This is a genomic window from Kastovskya adunca (assembly GCF_059505785.1).
Map to the genome: position 1 here is coordinate 38,274 of NZ_JCACLG010000016.1, position 19,284 is coordinate 57,557.

The window sequence follows — 19,284 nt, forward strand, 5'->3', positions numbered from 1 at the left end:
TCTTATTCGTGAAATTGTCCCGGCTCTAGTAAGCGATTATCTAGGGAGTTATTCGGCTCGTTGACGGCTTGCATTTCAGAAATCATCTCGGTTTCTCGGAGTCTCAAGCCGATCTCAAACATAATTTCTGCCATATCATCTTTGGAGACTTTGGCATCTTTCACCAAGGAGAGCCGCTTGTCAAGTTCTTCGAGAATATACGATTTTAGCGATCGCATATCGATTTCGGTTTTTTCTTTGTTTTGTAAAAGCTCTGTGCGAAGGGAATTGGTTTGAAGCTCAACATCTTGACTGAGATCGTCAATGTGGCTAGAGAGATTTTTATTAATGCGGTCGGTTAATTGTCGAAGCTCAGTCGTTTCTTTTTGAGTACTAAAATTGATCGCTCTAATTTTTTTTTCTAAGGAATCAACCGCTGTTTGTAAATCCAGTGATAAGCTCTTTTGAACATCATTAATTTGGTCTTGTAAGCTTTGGTATCGTCTAGACAATTCCGCATCAATTTGATCGAAGCGGCTATTAGAATCCCTGAGCTGATTGCCAAAAAGAATGTCACGAATTTGGTCAATATTCCCCAGCCTATCTCGCATTTCTTCTTTGGTCATCTCGTTCATACTAAATTCCTGCTGCAATAAAGTTGGTTTGAGTCTAGCGCGGCTTTTGTCCCCTAAAAGGAGTGAAACCTCGCTAGTTGCAGATATACCTATAGCGCTTTTTAATCTGCTTTTATTAGTTTATGGGGATTTTGAGGTTTGGGAACATCTGCTCTAGCTCAAGGGGAAAGCTAGTGGTTAATTTTGATCCAGATAGGATTTGGCGATCAACGCCGTAGCAGCAGCCGTGTCTAAGGGTTTAGCAAAATAGTACCCCTGTCCGTAGTCGCAATGGAGGGCTTTCAATCTAGCCAATTGTTCTTGCGTTTCGATGCCTTCTGCGACAACGTCCATACCGAGGCTTTGGGCGAGGGTAAGGATTGCTTGGACAATTTCCACGCCTTCCTGTTGATGATTTAGTCGGGTGACGAAGGAACGGTCAATTTTCAACGTATTAATCGGTAAGCCGTGGAGACGGCTCAAGGAGGAGTAGCCGGTGCCAAAGTCATCAATGGCAAGTTGAATGCCCAAATCTCTCAGTTGTTGCAGCGGAGTGATGGAGAAAAGGGAATTGTCCAACAAACAGCCTTCAGTGATCTCCAATCTCAGACAGTCGCCAGAAACACCCGTTTCTTCAAGGATCTGCTTGACTTGCTCAATCAAGCTCAATTGCTTTAACTGGAGACTCGAAAGATTAACGCTCATCGTCAATCGCCCTACACCCGTATCTGGAGAGGGAAAACCAGCATCTGCCCCTCCCCACGGCAAGCGCGATGCTTGGGGCGAGAAGAGGGCAATACGCTCTTGCCAGATTTGTAGTTGGCGACAGGCTGCCCTCAGCACCCACCAATCAAGGGCTGTCATCATCCCAGTTTCTTCTGCTAAAGGGATAAACTCAACGGGAGACACCAAGCCACGCTTGGGATGCTGCCAGCGAACTAACGCTTCAAAACCAGCAATTTGACCTGTTTTCAGGGAAACGATGGGCTGGTAGTAAATTTGGAACTGGGGATTAGGGAGTAGGGAGGGGTAGAAAGTCTGCCCAGATACTTGGTAGTGGGGAGGCTCTAGTTCTTCCATTGCCCGTCGCAGGTCAGTTTCTAACTCTAAACGGGCAAAGGCGCGGGTATGTAGCGTTGTATTAAAAACGGCATAGCAAGATTTACCCAGTTCTTTTGCCTGATGTAGGGCAATATCGGCATCACGCAGAATCTCTTCTGGTTGCTCGTAGTTACAATTGCGCTGTAGGGCGTCTAGCCTTTGAGGGAGGAGGGATTCCTCTGGTTTTTGCCTTTCGCCATTGCTGTCTGGCAAGGGGTTGTTGCGAGTTTTCCCTAAGGCAATGCCAATACTCGCTGTGGTGAAAACTTCATAGTTATGGAGTTGAAACGGTTTAGCGAGGGCGGTGTGAATGACTTCAGCAACATAGGTGGCATCACTGAGGTCGTGGATGGGGGAGAGAAGAATAGCGAACTCGTCTCCCCCAAAGCGGGCGATGGTGTCGGTAGGGCGCAAGCAGGCTTTCAGGCGTTGAGCGATCGCGACTAATAAGCGATCGCCAACACCATGGCCGAGGCTATCGTTGATCACCTTAAAGCGATCGAGGTCTAAAAATAAAACGGCAAATAAGCGATCGGGTAAAGGTTTTTCCGAGGTAAGGCGTTCATTTAAGCTCGCTCTCGACATCACCCTCTCCACCGCATCAACGAATAAAATGCGGTTAGACAAACCTGTCAAGGCATCATGAGACGCGGAAAACTGCAATTGATCCTCACTTTGCTGGAGCCGCGTCCTCATTCGCAGCCGTTCTTGGAGGGCGATGACACCTCCGGTGAGACTAAATAAGACTAACGGTGTTGCCACTGGCAGCAAGTAGCCCGCTCGAAACATCAGAAAACTCACAACTCCCCACGAGACGCACAACCCTACCCAACAGGCGAGTTGTCGCTCAAAACGCCAAGGGGCAATGACGACACTGAGCACAGGCCCCCCCAGCACCCAAATCAGCAGGAACCAACCCGGAGCCATAGGACGCAGGTAATTTTCCTGGAGGAGATTGCTGAGGGCGGTGGCGTGTAAGTGAACGCCACTGGCGGCGGGATTGAGGTTAAAGGGAGTATACAAGGGGTCAAGTCCGGTAGCCGTTGCCCCCACCAGCACAATCTTGTTTTTAAAGGCAGCTCCTGGCACTTTTCCCTGAACAACATCGGCAAAGGAATACTCCGGTGCTAGTTGCGTTGGCCCTAGCCAATTAATCCATAACGGTTCGTCGAGCTTTGGGAGTTTTACTAGCTCTGCCGTCAGAGAATAAGCTTTAGCCACTGCTATGTACAATGCCGGAACGTCAAAGGAGTAGGATTCTATATAACGCGTGATGCCATCGCTGTCGGCGTAGGTACGTACATGTCCCTCTTCGAGGGCAGACTCCCGCAATTGTGGGGTAGGCAGCAACGGCGTAGTACCTTCGTCCCACACCATTGATAAAACGACCCGCCCATGACGATCCATCGCGGCGGCTAGTTGCGCGTCGGCGGGGCTGGGTTCTGGAAACAAAATGTCAAAAGCAACAACACTGGAACCGGCTTGGCTCAAAACATCAAGCAATTTGGCGTATTCTTCGCGCCCCCAGGGATAACGCCCCAGGGTTCTCAGGCTGGCTTCATCAATGGCAATAATTGCCACCCGGTCATCCCACGGGATCGGGCCCCGTAATTTGAATAAGGTTCGGTAGGCAAGCTGTTCCAACGGCTGCCAAGTCCCCAATGCCGACAAACCCGCAACAAATACCGCCGTCATGCCTCCGAGTAAAGCCGGGGAAGCCAAGCGCAGGTATCGCCGCCATCGAGGAGTGGGGGTAGGGACTGATGGATGAGGCGCTGTCCTCGAAATAAAGTCTTGCTTGTCCTGTAAATGTTTAAGGAACTGCCAATTCATAGACCTTACGGTCTCCTAAGGGCGTAGTAACAACTGCGGAAATCCGCCGATTGGGAGGAATGGGTACTGTGATATCAAAATAGCCATTGCGATCGCTTACTCCTTTACGCCCTGCAATCATCGTCAGATTAACTGGATCGACCACACCAACAATACGCGCTGTTTTTTGATCGACCGCCGTGAGCAGGCGCAGATTTAGGCGCGTGTCATTGGCGATGGGGACAGGGGTAGTTGGGGGTTGACCTGGAATCATCACAATTTGATACCCGGCGGGAAGGGGTACAGATTCCCCCTGAGACATATTGAGAACACTGCCTTCTAAAGTAGCAACACCCGTTCTACCATCGGCGTGAACGGCAACACCAAATTCCGTTCCCCGCACGGCACTCACCCCCGCCGGAGTATGAATCTCCAGCTCTGAACTCGGATTACTAAATCGACGCACCCTTAATCTGGCTTGCCCACCATTGACCTGCAGTTGGGTCACTAGCCCACCGCTATTGTTAACGTGTAGGGCTTTGATACGTACGGTGGTATCGGGAGAGACATCGACAATTCCAATCCCTGTATCTACAGCCAGAACAGCGTTAGCGTTGGAACCTGTGTCAATGGCATCACCGACTGACTGCAGCCTTGTTCCTACTTTAGCGACTTGAGATGTCTTTCCTTGATGATACGTAACATTACCAGAAACAGAGCGAACTTCTAGCCAGCGATCGACCCGAACCGGGAGGATTTGTGCTGCCGAGTTTTCACTACTGCTTAATAGACCCACTAGCAGGACAATTTGCCCGGTTAAGCCCAATAAAGTTTGAGGCACTTTACGAGAGCGTCGTCTAGTCAGGGATTCCAAGAAAATTCGCACCATTACAACCTCTGGGTAAAGCGGTTAAATGTTTATGCCTGGTTTATCACAGCAATGGTTTTTCCAAGTTAACGATAGGTGACAATTCTGAATTTGGCAGTCACCTAGCGATGTTTTGCCTTCCCACCTGCTATTAACTACATTCCATTACTTATTGTTAAATCGGCAAAGCCGCAGGGGAGAGAAAAAAAGATTCTCCTCAACACCTAAATTAAAAGCTATTCCCCTCCCTAATCCTCCCTCTCCTAACGCTGACAACGCACGGGGAGATACGCTACGCGTGCATCCAGATTTACTGAGCGTAACTGATAGCTCAGAGACTCGGCGAGGGCGCGATCGCTAAAAGAGCCAGCTTGCACATACCAACCCAACCGCGAGTTGGTGAGAAATGCTAGGGGTCTATAGGGCTTGACTTTGTCCAAAATTTTAGGGTCAGAGGCGGGAATCACTACTACATAAGTATTTTCGCAGGGTTGACCCAGAATAATAGTCTCCGCCTGAGTTGTTGGAGCGCTCAAATTCGGAGGAACCTGTTGGGCAATGGAGTACTGACTAGCTAGCCCCAAACATGCCATAACAAGGAGGATCGCGGAGAAATCTAGCCGGGGGTGTTTAACCGATGGCATGTTTGGGAAAGAGAGTCTCGTTGGGAATGGGAATACCTCTCAAACTTACCAGTTAAAGGCTCTACTCAAGACTCTTATTAGTCTGCGGATTGGATAGATCCCCCCTAGCCCCCCTTAAAAAGGGGGGAACAAACTCTCTTGGAAGTCCCCCGTGATATCAAAGGCGAAGCCTCTTCTGGCTTCCCCCTTTTTAAGGGGGACGGGAGGGGGATCTCCGAGGGGGATGCGAGGGGGATCTCCAGGGATTTACAATTCTTTAGAGACAGCCTCCGTTAGGCTTACAATGCCAAATCATTGATTAAAGTTTCTGAGTTGAGTGAAGTAGTAGAGGATTAAAGTTCTCTTGGCAAATGAGCTGAATTCCAGAACGAACCCATGATTCCACATCTAGTCGAAATTCTAAGGAAGAGGTAGGAATTTTTTGTGGAGCCAGAGATTTTGACGGATTTTCAATGACAATGCCAACGCGGGGAATTTTAGGAAGCACGTAAGTCACTAATTTGCCATACCATTGAGGAATAGCAAAAAAGCTTTGACAAAAATGATCGGGATAGGTTTCTAAGACATTCTCGATTTCTTCATTGATAATTGGCAGGATCAAATCAAGAAAATTTGATAACGGAGTGACTCCACTCTCATTTTTTTCAATATCACTGAAGCCTTTGGGTTGACAACGGACAATTTCCATTGTGCTACCTGTTGCACCTTCGTTCTCTAGCCTTTCAAGATAACTTGATTGGGCCAATTTTGCTTCTTTGGCACTGACAAAAAGACCAAGATAGTAGGTGCAACGAGGAAACTTAGTGCTAACTTTTACCCACCAAGCCAATCCTAGTTTGGCAAGGGAAGACATTGCCATCTGCTCAATGGTTTTTCCCAAATCCATAGAAGCCCTCCTCGATACGAGCAAAAATCAGAATAAGGTTTTCTGTCCGCTGATTATCTGTTTTACTGCTAACAAAGTTTTCTAAACCAGCAGGGCAGCAATAGACCTCTTGCATAAGTCGAATAGACCCCCCTTAATCCCCCCTTATTAAGGGGGGAGACTTGAAATCTTGCCCCCTCCCCTTAGTAAGGGGAGGGTTGGGGAGGGGTCTGGTACATTTTTGCAAGAGGTCTAATAAACAAGTTCTCACAATCTGACATTGGTTTGAGATTAGAGCATAAGTATGAATAACTTGTGAATAAGTTGAAACTAATGATTAAATTATATTGATTTGATAAATTACTACCTATAAGGTCTTCTTAAGCCGATAGCAATCAGAATATAGCCGTTATAAATCACTTGTGAATAGTTGATAGGCGTGTAAGTAAGTAGGCGGTAATAATCAATCAGGGATAGTAAATTTTTTATTTTCAAATTTAGACAGGACAAATGCAAAAATTTATCTCTAGCAGGGGGGTGAAGTAGATAAAACTACGGCTATTTTTCGGAAATTTTATAGGATTTGACGATTACTAGCCCCAGATGCGTTTTTGTTGAGTTTATAATTTCCATCCCAAGGTTTTAGCAATCTCTGCGGCTAAGGTCAATGGATTAAATGGCTTGGCAATCACCGCCGTGGCTCCTGAGTGTTTAAACGCCTGTTCATCACCGAATCTTACCTTTGCAGTTAATAAAAATACAGGGATGTGCTGTGTACTTTTACTGGCTTGTAGATTGGCTAATGTCGCGGTTCCATCAACATCAGGCATCATAATGTCTAGCAAGATAGCGTCAGGTTGTTCGGCTTTGGCGATCACTAAACCTTCTCGACCAGAACTGGCGGTTAATACCTCCCAGTCTGCCATCGTCTCTAAAGTCAGCTGAATAACATGCCGGATACTTGGTTCGTCATCAATAATGAGAATGCGCTTGACACTCATTGCCTTTAACCTCCTGAACTAGGGAGGGCTGATGGAAAAGAGATAGATTAAGCAGATGGCGGCATGGGTAAGGTGAAGTAAAAAGTACTACCTGCTTGGAGAGTGCTTTCGACCCAGATGCATCCGCCATGCTGCTGCACGATACTCCGGCAGATGGCTAACCCTAAGCCTGTCCCGCCGTAAGTACGCGAATCGGAAGCATCTACCTGGGAAAAGCGCTCAAATATACTATCCAGTTGCTCGGCGGGAATGCCACGTCCTTGGTCTGTAACTTGGAAGAGGATGCGATCGCCATCGGCTTTAGCACTGACAGATACTGTACTGCCATTTGGGGAAAATTTAATGGCATTACTGAGTAAGTTGGTCAGAGTCTGAATAATGCGATCGCTATCTGCCCAAACAGTCGCAGTCAGAGGAACAACCCTGAGGGTAATACCTGCGTTCTCGGCTAGGGGCTGCACAATATCTGCCCCCTGCTGCATCAAGTTCGTCACCGGAATTGCCTGGAGCTTCAGCGCTAGTTTTCCTGACTTGAGGCGTTCGACATCCAGAATGTCATTCACCAGACGCACCAGGCGCTCAGTATCCGCAACCGCCAAATTCAGCAGGCGTTCACCATTTTTGGTGAGTGTGCCCAGACGCCCACTGGTCATTAATCCTAAAGCACCACGTAGGGAAGTCAGGGGAGTGCGGAGTTCATGACTGACGACAGAGATAAACTCCTCCTTCATGCGTTCGATGTGCTTGCGCTCTGTAATATCCTCAACCATTTCCAATCCATAAATAATATTCCCATTGTGGTCAAGGATGGAACCGCAGGTGAGATTACTCCAGAACAAGTCGCCATTCTTTTTGATGAAACGTTTCTCTATCTGATAGGAAGAGATTTCTCTGTGTAGAATTTGCTCAATAAGTAACTCTTCTGCTTCCAAGTCTTCAGGAAAGCTAAACTCCCGAAAATCATGCCCGATTACTTCTTGTTCTGTATATCCCAACATCTGGCAAAGGGCAGAGTTGACGTGAGCTATCTCACCTTCCGGGGAACCTAAGGCGATACCAATCGGGGCGTCGGCAAAGATTTTACGGAAACGTTCCTCACTTTCTTGGCGGGCTTCCTCTGCTTGTTTTTTCTCGGTGATATCTTGGGCGGCACCATAGATGAGGAGACAGTGGTTTTGGAGATCGCAACGCACCGGGTGGCTATAATTCCGCAGCCAACGCACCGCACCACTTTCAGTAATGATGCGGTAATCGCTCACCTCCGGTTGACCGTTAAAAAGCCGTTGCATCCGCTGTAGGACGAGGGGAAGGTCGTTGGGATGAATGAGTTTTTTCCAGTTATTAAACTGCTTGAGTTTTTGTGGCGTTAAACCAGAGATGCGGCTAAAGGCGTCAGTGATCCAATCGACTGTCACCTTACCATCAGGCGTAATGCAAAGGGCATAGGCAAAGTCAGATATTTGCTCTGAGACGACGCGATAGCGTTCTTCACTCTCGGCGAGTAGAGCTTCAGCGTGTTTGCGATCGCTAATATCACGAACGATCGCTTGTCCGGCTGGCTTACCCTGGTATGTAATGGGGATTCCTGCTGCCTCAACATCCCTGACTTGCCCATCTAGGCGAACCAGCCTAAATTGTCTGAGGGGTGTCGGTTTTTCTTGCTCTTCAGTTTGTTGAATTCGAGACTTAATGAACGCTCGATCCTCAGGATGCACTAAATCCAAGACTGGTTTGCCGATCAATTCCTCGCTATTTGCCGCGCCGAGCAGTTGCGCTCCTGCTGCATTGATATACACATATTTCCCCTGACAATAAACAACGATCGCTTCTGGGGACATTTCTACCAGACGACGATAGCGTTCCTCACTTTCACGCAGGACGACCTCCGCTTGTTTGCGTTCGGTAATGTCGGTGTACTGCTCAATACGTCCCCCCGCATAAAGCCCCGATTGGATCGGTTGACTCCAGTGTTCTAGCCAGCGTTCGGTGCAATTTTCACTCTGGAGAACGTGGAACTCAAAATTTTCAATCTCGGTATTATTTTCATAAGTTGCCAACACCTTTGAGATAAATTCCTCTGGGGAAGCAAATAGCGGCTCCATCTGGTTACGAAGGAGCTGTCGCTTATCCTCCCCCACCACATTCTCGCGATCCCAACCAAAGAAGCTTTCTAGCGCCGTGTTAATCCAGACAATGCGAAACTCCGCATCCAAAATCAAAATGCCAACGGCTGAATTATCGAGAACGTCATTTGTTAAAGAGCAATACCTCGCTTCACTTTCCCAAAGCGCCTCCTGCACCTGATTGCGAAGGGTAATGTCTCGGTAAGCACTTAAGAACCAGAGTTTATTGTCAGACTGCATCAGTGAGGTGGAAACGAGCAGCGTTCTCTGCACACCCTGAGCATTACAAATCGTCGTTTCAACGTTGCGGCATCCCTCCTGCCGGATCGTCTTCTGGAGCTGGAGTCGGGCTTGCCTATAAGCTGGGAAATCCGGGTAGAGTAGCGCCAGAAAATCAGGACAACGGTTTGCTTGCTCCTGGGTGTAGCCTGTGATTTGTTGAATGTGGGAATTAAAAACAGCAAATTGCCCGGTTTCATCGCTGAGGGTGATCCCTTCGCCAATAGTTTCGACAATCATTTGCCAGCGCTTGGCACTTTCTGCGATCGCTATTTCTGCTTGCTTACGCTCTGTAATGTCGGTGATTGTCCCCACGTAGTCACCGCTGACATCCGCCACATCTTGACGTTCAGTTGCCACCTGCGCCAGCACCCACACAATCGTCCCATCCGGTTGCTGCAACCGACCTTCAGCTTGAAAGGGGGCGTTCTCCTGCACGGCTTGGTTCCAGGCGGCAAAAACCCTCTTCTGGTCTTCAGGATGGAATGCCCTTACCCAATTTTGTTTTAGTATCTCTGCTAGAGTCAGCCCCGTCATCTTGCACCAGCGAGCATTTACGTATAGGCAATTTCCCCAAACATCGGTACGAAAGATGCCAACGGGAGAGACTTTCGCCAGAGTGTAGAAGCGATATTCACTCTGTTGGAGTGCCGTTTCAGTGGCGATGCGATCGCAAATTTCCTGTTGGAGTTGTTGATTAGTTTTGGTTAAGGCAACAGTACGTTCTACCACCAATTCTTCTAGGCGATCGCGGTATTGTTTTAACTCCTGCTCTGAGCATTTAGCAGCAGTGATATCAATACTCACCGCCACATAACCAATTGGCTGCCCCTGACTATTGTGAATCGTGGAATCAACAACATAGGCAGGAAACGTACTTCCATCTTTACGGCGAACTGTAAACTCCCCTTCCCAACGTTTGTAGCGAAGACGGCTCATAACTTCTGCTGCTGCTACTAGTTCCTGCTCTCCAATCGGGAGGAGCAGCTCACCAATCGCTTTACCCAAAACCTCTTCGGCTTTCCATTGATAAAGCGTTTCCGCAAAATGGTTCCAATAAGTAATATTTCCCTCCAAATCCGTCGCAATCACCGCATTACGCACTTGCTCTAAAAGCGAAACTTGAAACTGGATTTGCGCTTCTCGCTGCTTGTTCGCCGTAATATCCGCCGCCACGCCGACAATCTGTTGCGGCAAATTCTCCCCATTGCGGGTGAAGACAATATCTCGACTATGAAGCCAGCGCCACTCGCCATTGGCATGTCGCATCCGATACTCAACTTCTACAACGGTTCCCTCTGAAACCGTTGCCAGTTGTTTACCCGCCGCAAACACGGTTGCTCGATCATCAGGATGGAGGAGTACCGCCATCAGCTCTGAACCCATCTGCTGCACCTCGTGGGGCGAATAGCCGAGAATCTCGGAGATTTGATGATTGCTATAGATATTGCGCCCTTCCACTAAGTCATGGAGGTACAAAATGGCTGGCATTGCTTCAGCAATGCGCTGAATCAATAACTGATTTTCCCAAAAAGCTTTCTCAACAAGTTGTTGCTCGGTGATATCTTGATTGACTAAGATTGCCCCGATGACTTCTTGATTTTCATTTCGCAAGGGGACAGCAGAGTTAAGGAAAGTTTTCCGTTTGCCATCGCCAAGGTCAATCTCAATTTCTTCTCGGAGCAAGGTTTCCCCAGAGTTAATCGCTGTCGTTACAGCGTGCAATAAGGATTGACTTTCCTGTCCCTGAGTAGGTTCAGCCTCTAAAAATAAGAATTTAGCGATTTGGAGAACTTGGGTAGAAAGCTCTGCCAATCGCTGTTCTAGCTGTAATTTGTCTTGTTGTAAAGTGGTTTGCGATCGCGAATAACTAGTTAATGCCTGCATTAGCACAACATTTGTCGCCTGCAATTGTGCCAATCGCCTGGGCAGAGCTGATCGTTGATTGGAATAGATTAATATGCCGACAATGGAGAAGGCGATCGCCCACAACCCCGCAACCGCAATAGGCAACCAGCCCCCTACTTGCCCAAAATAACTAGAATCACAATAAATCATGTTATTCACCGAGAGATTTTAGGTAAGTGTTGAATCGTGGTGACAATTCTTTCCTGATTAATCGTGGTGACAATTCTTTCCTGATTAGCTGCAGCTTATTTGCCTATTGAATCCTTAGCTAGTAACCAAAACTTGATTTCGCCCCGCCTCCTTCGCTTGGTAAAGTGTCTTGTCCGCCGCGCGATATAGCAATTCAAGAGTAGTCCCATCTTCAGGATATTCAGCGACTCCCGCACTAAAGGTAACTTGGAATTTTTCATCATTAGTATTGGTGAATGCCTCTCGGCGCAGTATTTCCAGTACTTCATTAAGCCGCCGCGCCACCGACGCTTTGTTCATACCGTACAAACCAATGACAAACTCTTCGCCTCCCCAGCGTGAGACTATGTCCTCGCGCCTACGGAACGAACGACGCAACAACCCGCCTAGCCAGCGCAACACTGAATCGCCAATACTATGACCATGACGGTCATTTACCTGTTTAAAGCAATCTAAATCGATCAGCGCCAGACAAAATATCCCTCCCGTCCGTGCGGCTTGATCCAGAAACTTCTCAAAATCTTGAGAAGACTTAGCACGATTAGTGAGTTGCGTCAACTGGTCAATTTCGGCTAATTGCCGTAGCATCCGCACTCGCTCTAACCGCATCATAATCCGCGTCACCAGTTCCGGGCCCACAATCGGTTTGCTAACAAAATCATCTGCCCCAGCCGCAAATACCTGTTGCACAATACCGGAATCAGTATGGGCGGTCAGAAACAAAATTGGCAACCCACTCCAGCGGGGGTCATTGCGTACCACCCGACACAGCTCAACACCATCGTGGTGATTGAGTTCCACATCCAAAATGAGTAAGTCTGGTAAAGTCTCCTCCAAGGTTTCCCAAAACTGTCGAGAATCCTCCAGGGTGGTCACCCGCATTCCCCACGGCTCTAACAGGGTTTTAGAAACCGCCAAGACCTGTGGGTCATCATCGACAGCTAAAATCTCTGCCGTCGTTATTGAGCTGGGTTGCAACGCTTGGGTAACGATCGCCAGTACTTGCTCTACGGGGATAGGCTTCTGCAAAAATGCCCAAGCTCCTAAGCGGACAGCAGACTGTCGGTCGGCAAAGTCTCCGTAGTTGGAGAGGATAATCACGGGGATTTGCGAAGTGAACGTCGTCAGGTCAGCCAGTAGGGTAAGACCATTTTCTGTTTCACTTTCAAAGGAAATGTCGAGCAGGATCGCATCTGGACGTCGTTGGGCGATTTGCTGTCTCGCGGACGTGAGGGTGGTAGCCCTCTGCACTTCCATTTCCCATCCCGCCGCCTCTTGTAGCAATTGCTCAAGCCATTGTTGATCATCATCAACGATTAAGAGGAATGGGCGTTCTTTGGGTAGAGTTGTTGTGTCTTGTAGGGCTTGTAGGATGGGTGGCTCGGCAATCGGCTGCTCTACCACAGAACGCAAGGTTGCCACCAATTCCTCTAATTGCTCTACCTGGGCTGAGGTTAAGGTGTCGCTGCGTACTAAGTCTTCGATTTGGCGGGCGAGTCGCGACCCTTGCACTAAGCCAAACGTTCCCAATAACCCGATTAGTTTATGAGCCTCTGTTAGGGATTGCCTTTGCTGTTCTGGGCTGAGGGTGTCAGAGTTATAGGCGATCGCTGCTTCTTCTAGCACCGCTACTTGGTTTAAAACCTCACCTCTAAGCTGTTCCCAACTCGCAGCCAGGGCTTTCAGGAGTTGCGACTTGCGGCTAGACTGGGGCATCAACATCTGAGGAGTGATAGGAGCCGTGTCAGGCTCAGGAGGGAGGGTTTCAGTTGCTGTTGGCTCCGTTGCTTCGGGCTTGAGGCGATACCCCAAACCGTAGACTGTCTCCACTAAATCAACGGGTGCACCTGCTGATTTGAGTTTTCGACGCAACCCTTTAATATGTGAGCGCACAGTCTCTTCGCCTGGCGGGTCTTCAAAAGACCACAGATGTTCCAAAATAGCTCCACAACTAAAGACGCGATTGCTATGACGCATAAATAGCTCTAGCAGGCGGTATTCAGTGGGCGTCAGGGGGACAAGCTGGTCTTGATAAGTGACTTGACAACTGCTCAGCTCTAATGACACTTCACCCCAGGTGAGAATGGATGACTGGGAACAGTTTCCCCGACGCAGTAAGGTGCGAATCCGAGCCAATAACTCATCCCAGTCAAAGGGTTTAACGAGATAGTCGTCGGCTCCGGCATCTAACCCTGTGACTTTGTCTGTGCTGGTATCGCGTGCTGTCAAGAGGAGAATCGGCAGTAGATAACCACGAGTACGGAGTTCCCGACAAAGGCTCACCCCATCCAATTTTGGCAGCATGACATCAAGGAGCAGCAAATCGTAGGGAAAGGTTTCCACAATCCTCAGCGCTTCTTGTCCATCCCTGGCGATATCGACAACGTAGTATTGCTCACTCAAAGCTAAAGCCAAAGCTTTAGCTAAAGGCTCATTATCCTCTACCAGGAGAATTCTCATTACTGCACCTTTCTAGCTTTAGGCAAAGTTGATCCCCGTTGCGATCGCTTTTCAAAAACCCTATGACTGCAATCATTAGGGCGCATCAAATGCCCATCTCCTGAAGTGTTCGCTGCATAACCAGCCAAGCAGAGCGAGCTGAAAACGACTGAAATATATAGTTCTCAGTCACTTGAACAAGCGCGATCGCCTCTTGCCATCAATCCTGTGTTAACTAATCATCTACCTAGATTTAGTTAAATTTCACCCAAAAACCGTAAATAATCATAAATTTTTCTAAATAATGTTACGAATCTCCTCCAGAAATCCTTTTTTCATCTAGATGACTATCTTTTGAGATTGAGGGTGAAGTATCAAGGCTGAAAACAGACTGGAGACAAGGGGGAGCAAAAAGAGAGATTGTAATCTACACTCAACTGCAAACCCCTCTAGCTCTGAGGAGTACTTGCCGACGGCGTTCCCACCTCTGACGCCACAGGTGAGGCAAACTTTTGGGAAATCCCATAGGTGACAATATGAGATAGCAATCCCATCGGGCCCGCAAACAAGCACAACGCCAATGAGTGAATTGTCCACAGTCCTGTACGCTGCCCTTCTAAGTAAATATAGCGCCCGACAAACAAATCCATCACCAAAAAGTGAATCCAGCCTGTAGCGGCGGCTGTCTCATCCCCAAGGAAGTGGGCAATGTCGGCTAGCTGAGGATTAGACAGCGCTTGTGCCGTTTCTGGGGTCACGCTGCTGATGAACAAATACACATAAGCCCCAGCCAAGGGGACGAAGGGCAGATAGGATTGCATCACTCGCCGCGTGACGCCCCAATTGGGTAGCAGAATCATCAGTACCCAGAAGGGCAAAACAAAGAGATTGGCGAGATTAAATAATTGCGCGATCGTCATAGCACCAAAATGATCAAGCATAGGGTCAACACACTCAAGTATTACTAAAATTGACCGATTAGAATCGGATTTAGCCGATGATGTGTAAATACCTTTCCCGTCAATGACAGATACATCAACACCACCAGAGCAAGTCCGCGCCCACGTTTTCGTTTCCGGCAAGGTTCAGGGAGTTAGTTACCGATACTCTACGATGAACCAGGCAAAACATTTAGGAGTTAATGGCTGGGTAAGAAACCTCCTAGATAGACGGGTGGAAGCGGTGTTTGAAGGTACGGAGGAAGCTGTCAAAGCCATGGTGCGTTGGTGTCACAAGGGCCCTCTCGGTGCTGTGGTTAAAGATGTCGCGGTTGAGTACGAAAAGCCAGAAGGTTTACAAGGGTTCGAGATTCGGCGCTAGTTGTAAATAATTCGTGAAAGTGAGATCCCCGACTTCTTGGAGAAGTCGGGGATCTTAGGTAGACGCGAGGCGCTATTGAAAAAGCGATCGCATTAGAAAAATTCTTTGTACTTCTACGGAAGTTAGCCTTCAGCTTGCTGCTGCGGAGGCATAACTACCTTTTTCGCCAAACCTACCGCTTGCAACACTTGAATTGCCCACCAAGTGACATCGATTTCCCACCATTTCCGTCCGGCTGGGGCAACATTAGGTTGAGCGTGGTGATTGTTGTGCCAACCTTCGCCATAGGTGAGAATTGCCGCCCACCAGAGGTTACGAGAACCATCTTCTACTTCATAGGCTTGGTAGCCAAACAGGTGAGTAGCAGAATTAATCAGCCAAGTGCTGTGCCACAGTACCACGGCTCTGACAAATACTCCCCAAATCACAAAAGACCAACCACCCACGGCGTACAGTAACAGCGCCAAAGGAATCTGAAGCAATAGAAAATACTTATTTAGCCAGCGATAGTAGGGGTCTCTATCAATATCCGGGGCATATCTTTTATAGGTTTCATACTCAAAAAATTCTTTTCTTTGAAGGACAAGCCACAGCATATGGCTCCACCAGAAACCTTGTCGTGCAGAGTAAGGGTCTTTCACCTCATCTTCAGGGTGAGCATGGTGCTGACGATGACCTGCAACCCAGAATATCGGGCCACCTTGTAGCGCTAACACACCAATAGTTGTAATGATATACTCCAACCACTTCGGTACTTGAAAACTACGATGAGTTAAGAGTCGGTGGTAGCCTAAGCAAATACCAATGCTACCAAACAGCCAGTGGAGAAAGATTGCTACTCCCAACGCTGACCAAGAGAAGAACCAGGGAGCTAGCAGTGCTAAGGCATGAATGATGGCAAAAAAGCCCACGCTGACCCAGCTAATAGTCAAGGGCGAACTTCTTTGGGCAGTTGCTGAAAGGGAGTTGTTGGTCATAAATCTTTTTTCTTATGTAGCTTAAAAGGAATCTCTATTGAGGAGTTGATGATGATGTAAGTGTTACTTGCACTTTCTCTCCTAAGCTTAACAACAGAAATTCAGAATTGCAAGTGTCACTTGCATTAAGATTATGGCTCGAACGCATTCTTCGACTCGACAGCGCTTAATCAATGCAGCGCTGGAGTTGTTCAGCTCTCAGGGAGTGACAGAAACGACAACGCGGCAAATTGCCGAACTCGCCCAAGTCAACGAAGTAACGCTGTTTCGGCAATTTGGAAACAAGCAAGGATTACTTTTAGCCGTTATTGAAGATTCTGCGGTGTTTACCCATCTGGGTGAAGCCTTGAGAGAGCAAATTCATCACACCACCCATGTCGCGCAGGCGCTGAAAAGCTATGCACGCGATCGCCTCCAGGTATTAGAAACCATTCCTGAATTACTCCGCTCTGTCGTTGGGGAAGCGGGTCAATTCACCTTAGAAAATCGTCGCGCCTTAGGACGAGGTGTCACCCTTGCTAATCAGGAAGTTGCCCAATATCTCGCAGCGGTGATTGAGCGAGAGCAACTACAGCTCCGGATCTCCCCGGAAAACTTATCCAGCTTGCTCAACGGTATGTTGTTCGGGTATCTCGTCATTGAAATTACCAGCGAATTCCACGAACTTTGGAGCGATCGCGAGGATTTTTTGGAGAGCTTGGTGCAGTTGTGTTTGTACGGTGCAGTTTTGCCTGCGCCAGAGGCTTCAAACAACAGTATTAGCTTGAGAGACTTCCCCCAACCCCCTTTTAAAAGCAGGGCTATAGAGGAAATAGCGGATTTGCCAGGGGTATTAGTTCACGAAATTTTGCAACAAGCAAAAAAACAAAGTTTGCGAAATTATGCTTTAGCCTACACGCTGTTTGCTACAGGCTTGCGTCCGCAAGAAGTGGTGAGTTTAGAGCGAGACTCCTACAGAGCCGCTTCGCTAACCCATCAAATCAAGGACGAACAGTATCTGTTGCAGGTAAATCAAGGTGCAGTGCGACAAGTCCCCATCAATCAGTGGATTATGGGCAAGCGCTACGGCTCCTACAAGCGCAATCCTCTAACCCAGTGGCTAAAAAGCCGCAAAGATGACAAATCTGCTTTATTTATCAACGATTCTGGTGAACCCTTCTCAGAAACCGAGTTATACGTGGCGTGGCAAGAATTTACGGCGGAGTTGCTCACGCCTGAAGGTCAACCACCATCACTCTCCCAAGCCCGACAGACTTGGTGCGTAGAAATGTTAATGAAGGGCATTGATTTAGAAGATTTAAGCGTCTTGAGCGGGTGGGATACTACACAACTACAGCCTTATGCTCAAAGAGCAAAGGAAAAAGCTGCTTTAGAACGGGCGTTCAAACTCGATCGCAAGGCATAGTAGTTTTGATTTATGCTCGAAAAAGGGCGTCAGATTTTAAAGGAGTAACGGTGTCTGAAGAAAAACCGACTGCACGGGAGACACAAGTGCTGGAACCGGGAACGTTATGGGCAAAGGTGATCGAGCGAACTGAGCAAGCACTCCAATGCGGTGCGCTCCAGCCAATCCCTACAAAGTATGAATTTGTAGAGCAGGGTGGCGTTCGGTTCCTGGTGCGGATTTTGTCCAATCTTGTTCGCAAAGATGAGGCAAAGAAGCAGAACCAGGAAGTTACCAATTCTGGAAAGGAGTTCAACCCCTTCCTTCCCTATGATCAAGACCTATTTGTTGCAGACATCTCCAACACCCATGTCGGTTTGTTGAACAAATTCAATGTCGTTGACCATCACCTGCTGATTGTGACGCGCTCGTTTGAGGAACAGGAAAACTGGTTAAATTTGCAAGATTTTGAGGCGATGTGGGCAAGTCTTGCCGAAATTGATGGTTTAGTCTTCTACAATGGTGGTCAGATTGCCGGGGCTAGCCAGCGACACAAGCACTTACAACTCATCCCTCTACCCCTGGCTCCAGAAGGCTCAAAGATCCCCATTGAACCTCTGCTAACATCCGCTACATTTAAGGGTTTTGGGACAATACCAGGCTTTCCCTTTAGACATGCTGTTGTCTCCCTAGACCCAAATTGGTCGAAATCTCCCTTAGAAGCGGCGATCGCCACCCTTGAGCGCTATCACGCCTCACTACGTACCCTAGGCTTGCAGGGGGATGTTGCCGCCCCGGAAAACAGGCAATCTGCACCCTACAACTTTCTCGCGACACGGGAATGGATGCTGATCGTACCGCGATCGCAAGAACATTTTGAGTCAATCTCAGTAAATTCCTTAGGATTCGCGGGTGCCCTCCTGGTACGGAATGCGGAGGAAATGAAGCTTTTGAAAGACTACGGCCCCCTGAGTATTTTGAAAAATGTCGCCATACCAACTATTTAGAGAGCCTGTACGTGTTTTAGTGAGGAATTAGGCGATCGCGGCTGTTTTGCTCAACAACGCAACTTAACTAGCATTGTGCGCCCGAACAACTAAAAACTCACAACCAAAAAGCTAACTAAACTTTTACCTCCTCGGCAAAACTTGCCCAGCGGACAAAGTAAAACGAACCAGCCACCGAACCCCAAACTTGCTCATCGGTTTGGGGGTCGCATCCTCGGTCAAGACTGGTAAATTTGTCTTGGTCGATCTCGAAGCTGCTGTCGAGATAGGTTTCCTTACCTTGGCGAAAAACCATGCAAGCCTTACCCGGTTCAACTTCACCCTTGAAGCTATGACCTGTCCATTCAACAATCATGTTGCAGCCGGGGAGTTTCTCCAGTTGGTCGGCGGTAAGAGATTGCAGGCGTTTGAGGTCGCGGGAGGCACCGTGGAAGGGTTTTTCGTCTTTAACGGTATAGTTTTCAATTGCAATGCGATCGCCTATATCAGTCAGCTTCAACACCCGCAATCTGTAGGGGGTATTCAGCATGTAGTCATAGGCTTGTTCGACAAATAAGCTGACGCCGCCTAGTAGTTCCACCGGAAGCGGACGCATACAGACGCGGATGTGAGCAAAAAAAGGTGGATTCTCGAAGGCTTGTTCCTGGTTACTAAAATCGGCTGCCATCCAACGAGCTAGGGTAGCGATATCAGTAGAATGAGTCATTAACTAATTCTTCAAAATTGACATGATATTTTCATTAATTAATTGTAAAACGAGGGCGATCGCTCCTA

14 protein-coding genes are annotated in these 19,284 nt (G+C 48.1%); 3 read left to right on the top strand and 11 right to left on the bottom strand.

Features of this window, described 5'->3' with window-relative positions:
* Positions 1–2 precede the first annotated feature (2 nt).
* The 9 genes from AC5JR3_RS05100 to AC5JR3_RS05140 form a co-directional block, all read right to left on the bottom strand.
* Complete coding sequence (locus AC5JR3_RS05100; protein ID WP_495843668.1) at positions 3–605, bottom strand: hypothetical protein; 603 nt, start codon at positions 603–605, stop codon at positions 3–5.
* 186 nt (positions 606–791) lie between these two features.
* On the bottom strand, positions 792–3,527 hold the full coding sequence (locus AC5JR3_RS05105) for an EAL domain-containing protein (RefSeq protein ID WP_495843670.1): 2,736 nt from the start codon (positions 3,525–3,527) through the stop codon (positions 792–794).
* Positions 3,508–4,395, bottom strand: coding sequence for a FecR family protein (locus tag AC5JR3_RS05110; protein WP_495843672.1), 888 nt, complete (start codon positions 4,393–4,395; stop codon positions 3,508–3,510). The genes AC5JR3_RS05105 and AC5JR3_RS05110 overlap by 20 nt, the downstream gene beginning before the upstream one ends.
* Before the next feature lie 242 nt (positions 4,396–4,637).
* A complete protein-coding gene (locus AC5JR3_RS05115; RefSeq protein ID WP_495843674.1) occupies positions 4,638–5,018 on the bottom strand; it encodes an SPOR domain-containing protein in 381 nt (126 codons plus the stop codon).
* Between the two features lie 298 nt (positions 5,019–5,316).
* Entirely contained in the window at positions 5,317–5,904 is a 588-nt protein-coding gene (locus tag AC5JR3_RS05120; protein ID WP_495843676.1) for a DUF1816 domain-containing protein, read from the bottom strand.
* Between the two features lie 599 nt (positions 5,905–6,503).
* On the bottom strand, positions 6,504–6,884 hold the full coding sequence (locus tag AC5JR3_RS05125) for a response regulator (protein ID WP_495843678.1): 381 nt from the start codon (positions 6,882–6,884) through the stop codon (positions 6,504–6,506).
* A 47-nt stretch (positions 6,885–6,931) separates the two neighbouring features.
* A complete protein-coding gene (locus AC5JR3_RS05130) occupies positions 6,932–11,299 on the bottom strand; it encodes a PAS domain S-box protein (protein ID WP_495843680.1) in 4,368 nt (1,455 codons plus the stop codon).
* Between the two features lie 159 nt (positions 11,300–11,458).
* Entirely contained in the window at positions 11,459–13,843 is a 2,385-nt protein-coding gene (locus AC5JR3_RS05135) for a response regulator (protein ID WP_495843682.1), read from the bottom strand.
* Positions 13,844–14,271: 428 nt separating this feature from the next.
* Positions 14,272–14,742 carry an ABA4-like family protein gene (locus tag AC5JR3_RS05140; protein WP_495843728.1) on the bottom strand — a complete coding sequence of 157 codons (471 nt, stop codon included), beginning with the start codon at positions 14,740–14,742 and terminating at the stop codon, positions 14,272–14,274.
* 103 nt (positions 14,743–14,845) lie between these two features.
* Here AC5JR3_RS05140 and AC5JR3_RS05145 point away from each other — a divergent pair, with 103 nt between their 5' ends.
* A complete protein-coding gene (locus tag AC5JR3_RS05145) occupies positions 14,846–15,142 on the top strand; it encodes an acylphosphatase (RefSeq protein ID WP_495843684.1) in 297 nt (98 codons plus the stop codon).
* A gap of 122 nt (positions 15,143–15,264) precedes the next feature.
* On the opposite strand, the gene AC5JR3_RS05150 is transcribed toward AC5JR3_RS05145, so the two are convergent.
* Positions 15,265–16,119 (bottom strand): acyl-CoA desaturase, encoded by an 855-nt coding sequence (locus AC5JR3_RS05150; protein WP_495843686.1) that lies wholly within the window; start codon positions 16,117–16,119, stop codon positions 15,265–15,267.
* 133 nt (positions 16,120–16,252) lie between these two features.
* Here AC5JR3_RS05150 and AC5JR3_RS05155 point away from each other — a divergent pair, with 133 nt between their 5' ends.
* Positions 16,253–17,524 carry a TetR family transcriptional regulator gene (locus AC5JR3_RS05155; protein WP_495843688.1) on the top strand — a complete coding sequence of 424 codons (1,272 nt, stop codon included), beginning with the start codon at positions 16,253–16,255 and terminating at the stop codon, positions 17,522–17,524.
* Positions 17,525–17,574: 50 nt separating this feature from the next.
* The gene (locus tag AC5JR3_RS05160) at positions 17,575–18,510 is read left to right on the top strand and encodes an ATP adenylyltransferase family protein (protein WP_495843690.1); all 936 of its coding nucleotides are present in this window, start codon (positions 17,575–17,577) and stop codon (positions 18,508–18,510) included.
* A 115-nt stretch (positions 18,511–18,625) separates the two neighbouring features.
* Here the strand turns inward: AC5JR3_RS05160 and AC5JR3_RS05165 are convergent, their stop codons facing one another.
* Positions 18,626–19,216 carry a chromophore lyase CpcT/CpeT gene (locus tag AC5JR3_RS05165; protein ID WP_495843692.1) on the bottom strand — a complete coding sequence of 197 codons (591 nt, stop codon included), beginning with the start codon at positions 19,214–19,216 and terminating at the stop codon, positions 18,626–18,628.
* Positions 19,217–19,284: the final 68 nt, after the last annotated feature.

What these genes read in the sequence shown, in the direction of transcription:
- AC5JR3_RS05100 (WP_495843668.1), bottom strand. Translation starts at nt 605, where the DNA reads ATGACCAAAGAAGAAATGCGAGATAGGCTGGGGAATATTGACCAAATT.
- AC5JR3_RS05105 (WP_495843670.1), bottom strand. Translation starts at nt 3,527, where the DNA reads ATGAATTGGCAGTTCCTTAAACATTTACAGGACAAGCAAGACTTTATT.
- AC5JR3_RS05110 (WP_495843672.1), bottom strand. Translation starts at nt 4,395, where the DNA reads ATGGTGCGAATTTTCTTGGAATCCCTGACTAGACGACGCTCTCGTAAA.
- AC5JR3_RS05115 (WP_495843674.1), bottom strand. Translation starts at nt 5,018, where the DNA reads ATGCCATCGGTTAAACACCCCCGGCTAGATTTCTCCGCGATCCTCCTT.
- AC5JR3_RS05120 (WP_495843676.1), bottom strand. Translation starts at nt 5,904, where the DNA reads ATGGATTTGGGAAAAACCATTGAGCAGATGGCAATGTCTTCCCTTGCC.
- AC5JR3_RS05125 (WP_495843678.1), bottom strand. Translation starts at nt 6,884, where the DNA reads ATGAGTGTCAAGCGCATTCTCATTATTGATGACGAACCAAGTATCCGG.
- AC5JR3_RS05135 (WP_495843682.1), bottom strand. Translation starts at nt 13,843, where the DNA reads ATGAGAATTCTCCTGGTAGAGGATAATGAGCCTTTAGCTAAAGCTTTG.
- AC5JR3_RS05140 (WP_495843728.1), bottom strand. Translation starts at nt 14,742, where the DNA reads ATGACGATCGCGCAATTATTTAATCTCGCCAATCTCTTTGTTTTGCCC.
- AC5JR3_RS05145 (WP_495843684.1), top strand. Translation starts at nt 14,846, where the DNA reads ATGACAGATACATCAACACCACCAGAGCAAGTCCGCGCCCACGTTTTC.
- AC5JR3_RS05150 (WP_495843686.1), bottom strand. Translation starts at nt 16,119, where the DNA reads ATGACCAACAACTCCCTTTCAGCAACTGCCCAAAGAAGTTCGCCCTTG.
- AC5JR3_RS05155 (WP_495843688.1), top strand. Translation starts at nt 16,253, where the DNA reads ATGGCTCGAACGCATTCTTCGACTCGACAGCGCTTAATCAATGCAGCG.
- AC5JR3_RS05165 (WP_495843692.1), bottom strand. Translation starts at nt 19,216, where the DNA reads ATGACTCATTCTACTGATATCGCTACCCTAGCTCGTTGGATGGCAGCC.